The organism is Actibacterium sp. D185-2 (assembly GCF_054954595.1).
Map to the genome: position 1 here is coordinate 1 of NZ_JBPWNX010000042.1, position 4,934 is coordinate 4,934.

Below are 4,934 nucleotides of genomic sequence, written 5' to 3' on the forward strand. Positions count from 1 at the left end.
GTTCCTTGATCATCCCGATGATCTGCGCCTCGGTGAAACGGCTCTTTCGCATTCGTTTGCTCCTTCAAAAGGTTGAGCAAACTCTACATCAGAACGAGGGAAGTTTCGGGGAGCAGGTCACAGCCGAATGCGTTCACCAGGTCCGCCTTCGAAGATCTCGGGCTCGACCTCAATGTGATCACCGTGTTTCAGCGTTACACCCAGCCGAACCTTACGCCCCGCTTCAATGAGGAATACAAAACCAGGGACAAGGACAACAAAGAGATTACCGTCCCGGCATTTTCCGAAGTGATTTTCACACTGGGGCAAGATCCGGAGACCGACCCAGAACGTCTCAAAATATCGAAGGGTGAAGAAAGCAACTTCATCTGGAGCGTTTTTTATTGCCTGCTGGATCAGGTCATCAGCACCCGTAACGTCGCTGAAGTCGATGAGCGCGAGACGGATCAGTTCAATGACCTCGAATATGTCTTCATTGATGACCCGGTCAGTTCGCTTGATGAGAACCACCTCATTCAGCTCGCCGTCGACGTTGCGGACCTGATCAAGAGAAGCGATGCGGTGAACGGTCTGAAATTCATTATCACGACACACAGCCCACTTTTCTTCAACGTGCTGTTCAATGAGCTGAAAAAAAAGACCTCCTACATGCTGAAACGGCTTGAGGATGGGACGTTTGAGCTGACAGAGAAGAACGGCGATTCAAACCAGAGCTTTTCTTATCACCTTTACCTCAAGCAGACGCTGGAAGAGGCAATCGCGGCAGACAAGATCGAGCGCTATCACTTCACCCTGCTGCGAAATCTCTATGAAAAGACATCGAACTTTCTGGGCTATCCGCGATGGTCAGAGCTGCTGCCGGGCGACCAGCAACTTTACATGAACCGCATCATTCAGTTTACGAGCCATAGCACGCTCTCCAGTGAGACCATCGCCGAGCCCTCGCCGCAGGAAAAGCAGACGGTAAAGCTCCTGCTGGATCATCTGCGCAACAATTACAGCTATTGGCAGGAGGACGCCCCAAATGCCTGAGCAGACGACCCCGATCGCCGAGACCAATCGCTTTATCGTTCTCGATAAATACGTGCGCACCTGGGAGGCGGCTGACAGCTATCAGTCTGAGGCCGACTTGGAGCGCGAGCTTGTTCAGGACCTGCGCAATCAGGGCTATGAGTTTCTTGACGAACTGAAATCAACGGGCGCCATGCTGGCGAATGTGCGTACACAGCTGCAAGCGCTCAATAACGTTCAGTTCACTGAGAAGGAGTGGGCGCGGTTCGTTGAGACCTATCTGGATCGCCCCAGCGACAGCGCCACTGACAAGACCCGCAAGATCCACGACGATTACATTTTTGACTTCGTCTTCGATGATGGCCGTATCCAGAACATCTATCTGGTCGATAAGGCTAATGTCTGCCGCAACAAGGTTCAGGTCATCAAGCAGTTCGAGCAAGCAGGCACTCATGCGAACCGCTACGATGTGACCATTCTGGTGAACGGGCTGCCGCTGGTGCAGGTCGAGCTGAAAAAGCGCGGCGTCGCCATTCGGGAAGCGTTCAACCAGATCCACCGTTACAGCAAGGAGAGCTTCAACTCGGACAGTTCGCTCTTCAAGTACCTCCAGATCTTCGTGATCTCGAACGGCACGGATACGCGCTACTTCGCCAACACGACCAAGCGCGACAAGCACAGTTTCGACTTCACGATGAACTGGGCGCAGGCCGATAACAACCTAATCCGGGACCTGAAGGATTTTACGGCGACCTTTTTCGAGAAGCGCACGTTGTTGAAGGTGTTGTTGGACTATTCCGTCTTCGACGTCAGTGACACGCTGCTGGTGATGCGCCCCTATCAGATCGCGGCGACGGAACGAATCTTACGAAAGATAAGAAGCTCGTTCGAAGGTAAGACGCTTAGTAAGCCGGAAAGCGGCGGATACATCTGGCATACGACAGGCTCGGGCAAGACGCTGACCAGCTTCAAGGCCGCCCGCCTCGCCACTGACCTCGATTTCATCGACAAGGTCTTTTTCGTGGTCGACCGTAAGGATCTCGATTACCAGACGATGAAAGAGTATCAGCGCTTCTCGCCTGACAGCGTCAACGGTTCCGACAGCACAGCCGGGTTGAAGCGTAACCTCTCCAAGGACGATAACAAAATCATCGTCACGACGATCCAGAAGCTCAACAATCTGATGAAGAGCGAGGGCGACCTGCCGGTCTATACCCAGCGCGTCGTCTTCATTTTCGACGAGTGCCATCGCAGCCAGTTTGGTGAGGCACAGAAGAACCTTAAGCGGAAGTTCAAACAATTCTGCCAGTTCGGCTTCACCGGCACTCCGATCTTTCCGGAAAATGCTTCGGGCGCGGAGACGACTGCCAGTGTGTTCGGGAGCGAACTGCATTCCTATGTGATCACTGACGCGATCCGCGACGAGAAGGTGCTGAAGTTCAAGGTCGATTACAACGATGTGCGCCCGCAGTTCAAAGCGATCGAAACCGAACAGGACGAAAAGAAGCTGACCGCCGCCGAAAACCGGCAAGTTCTTCAGCACCCCGAACGAATCGCAGAGATTTCCCAGTACATTCTCGATAACTTCCGCCGCAAGACGCATCGTCTCTATGGAGACAATAAGGGCTTCAACGCCATGTTCGCGGTGAGCAGCGTTGATGCAGCCAAGCTCTATTATGAAAAACTGAATGCGCTGCAGGACGGTAGCGACAAGCCATTGAAGATCGCGACCATCTTTTCGTTCGCAGCCAACGAAGAACAGGATGCGATTGGCGACATTCCTGACGAGAGTTTTGAGGTTTCGGCGCTGAACAGCAGCGCCAAGGAATTCCTGAACGCCGCCATCGCGGACTACAATGCCTGTTTCCGAACGAATTTCAGCGTCGATAGCAAAGGCTTCCAGAATTATTATCGGGATCTGGCGAAACGGGTAAAGTCCAAGGAAGTCGACCTGCTCATCGTGGTTGGCATGTTCCTGACCGGCTTTGACGCGCCAACCCTTAACACGCTGTTCGTGGACAAGAATCTGCGTTTTCACGGCCTTATACAAGCCTACTCCCGCACCAACCGCATTTATGATGCGACCAAGTCCTTCGGCAACATCGTTACCTTCCGTGACCTAGAAGAGGCGACCGTCAAGGCGATCACACTCTTTGGCAACGCCAATACCAAGAACGTCGTTCTGGAGAAGAGCTACTCAGAATACATGGAAGGTTTTACGGACCAGACGACAGGCGAGGCGCGGCGAGGCTTTATCGATGTCGTCCGTGAGCTGGAAGAGCGTTTCCCGGACCCCTCCGCCATCGAAAAGGAAACGGACAAGAAGGCCTTTGCGAAACTGTTCGGCGAGTATCTCCGTGTCGAGAATATCCTTCAGAATTATGATGAGTTCGCGAGCCTAAGAGAGCTTCAGGAGATCGACGAGAGTGACGATGAAGCGGTGAGAGCATTCAAGGAGCGGCATCATCTGAGTGATGATGACGTTGACGAGCTCAAGAACATCGAGATGCCTGTTGACCGAAAGGTCCAGGACTACCGTTCGATCTACAATGACATCCGGGATTGGCTTCGCCGCGAAAAGGCGAGCGCCGAGCAAGTTGAGTCAACGATTGACTGGGATGATGTAGTGTTTGAGGTCGACCTCTTGAAGTCCCAGGAAATCAATCTGGATTACATCCTGGAGCTAATCTTCGAGCACAACAAAAAAACAAAGAGCAAGTCAGAGCTCGTTGGCGAGGTTCGCCGTGTAATTCGCGCCAGTATTGGCAATCGCGCGAAAGAAGGCCTCATCGTCGATTTCATCAATCAAACAGACCTTGACAAACTGGAGGACAAGGCCGGAGTGATTGAGGCATTTTTTGCCTTCGCACAAGCCGAACAGCGCCGGGAAGCGGAAGAACTGATAACCGATGAAAAATTGAACGCAGATGCCGCCAAGCGCTACATCGCGACGTCGATCAAGCGCGAATACGCGAGCGAAAACGGCACAGAGTTGAACTCGATCCTCCCAAAAATGAGCCCACTCAATCCACAATACCTGACTAAAAAAAGAGATGTGTTCCAACGCATCTCTGCGTTCGTTGAAAAGTTCAAGGGTGTTGGCGGAAAAATGTAGGCGTGTTCATGATCGATGGTCACGAACCACTGCATACCAGTTATGGCTTTCGACCGGGGTCGCGCCCGCATGCCGAACGTCCGCCGCAAAGGTACAGTTCTAGCGGCCGAAAAAGAGTTTAATTTTCAGAGTTTTATAGGACTGTACCAAAAGAGCGCAGTCAACAGGTCAGGAGAATATCGGCCCGGAGAGACCGCTTCCATGCCTCCCGGCGCCTCCGCCAGTTCTCAGCCCCGCCCGCATAACCCTCGAAAACAACGGAAAAATCCGGCCGCAGCCGGATCGAGAGAAACGTTCCCACAGGGCGCGTGGCGGAGACGAAGGGATTCGAACCCTCGAGACGGTTTCCCGCCTACTCCCTTAGCAGGGGAGCGCCTTCGACCACTCGGCCACGTCTCCGCCGACGCGTATAGCCAACAAAACATAGGGGTTACAAGGCGAAAATCCCCGTTTTTGAATTTTTCCAAGGTGGGCAAAAAAACCCTCAAAATGGCACTCAGTGGCACTGAATGGCACTGGGTTTGGGAAACATTTGGTCAATTTCCCTTACAGGGAAAGCGCCCTCAATGCTTGGGCGCGACCAGGCTGGGCTTGACCTGAGACCCGACTCTCCTCCAGATTTTGGGAGAGTCCGCAGTTTGATTTCTGAGTGTTGATTTCCGCTGAGACGTGACCCGGTATTTCGCGGGTAATCCCCCCCGAAAGTAAGGGGCTGCATAAGTAGAATTTTCTCGGCAAGATGAACGAGGAGATTTCGAATGAAGACAAGCAGATACACTGAGGCTCAGATTATCGCGATCCTGCGGCA

2 protein-coding genes and 1 tRNA gene are annotated in these 4,934 nt (G+C 52.9%); 2 read left to right on the plus strand and 1 reads right to left on the minus strand.

The features are described from left to right. Positions 1 to 174: 174 nt before the first annotated feature. Both ACSR1C_RS20275 and ACSR1C_RS20280 read left to right on the plus strand, forming a co-directional pair. Positions 175 to 1,032: a hypothetical protein gene (locus tag ACSR1C_RS20275; RefSeq protein ID WP_462596931.1), complete on the plus strand. Its 858-nt coding sequence runs from the start codon at positions 175 to 177 to the stop codon at positions 1,030 to 1,032. Continuing rightward, entirely contained in the window at positions 1,025 to 4,126 is a 3,102-nt protein-coding gene (locus ACSR1C_RS20280) for a type I restriction endonuclease subunit R (protein WP_460260824.1), read from the plus strand. Before ACSR1C_RS20275 ends, ACSR1C_RS20280 begins: the two co-directional genes overlap by 8 nt. 309 nt (positions 4,127 to 4,435) lie before the next feature. On the opposite strand, the gene ACSR1C_RS20285 is transcribed toward ACSR1C_RS20280, so the two are convergent. After that, positions 4,436 to 4,525 (minus strand) — tRNA-Ser (locus tag ACSR1C_RS20285). Positions 4,526 to 4,934 lie beyond the last annotated feature (409 nt).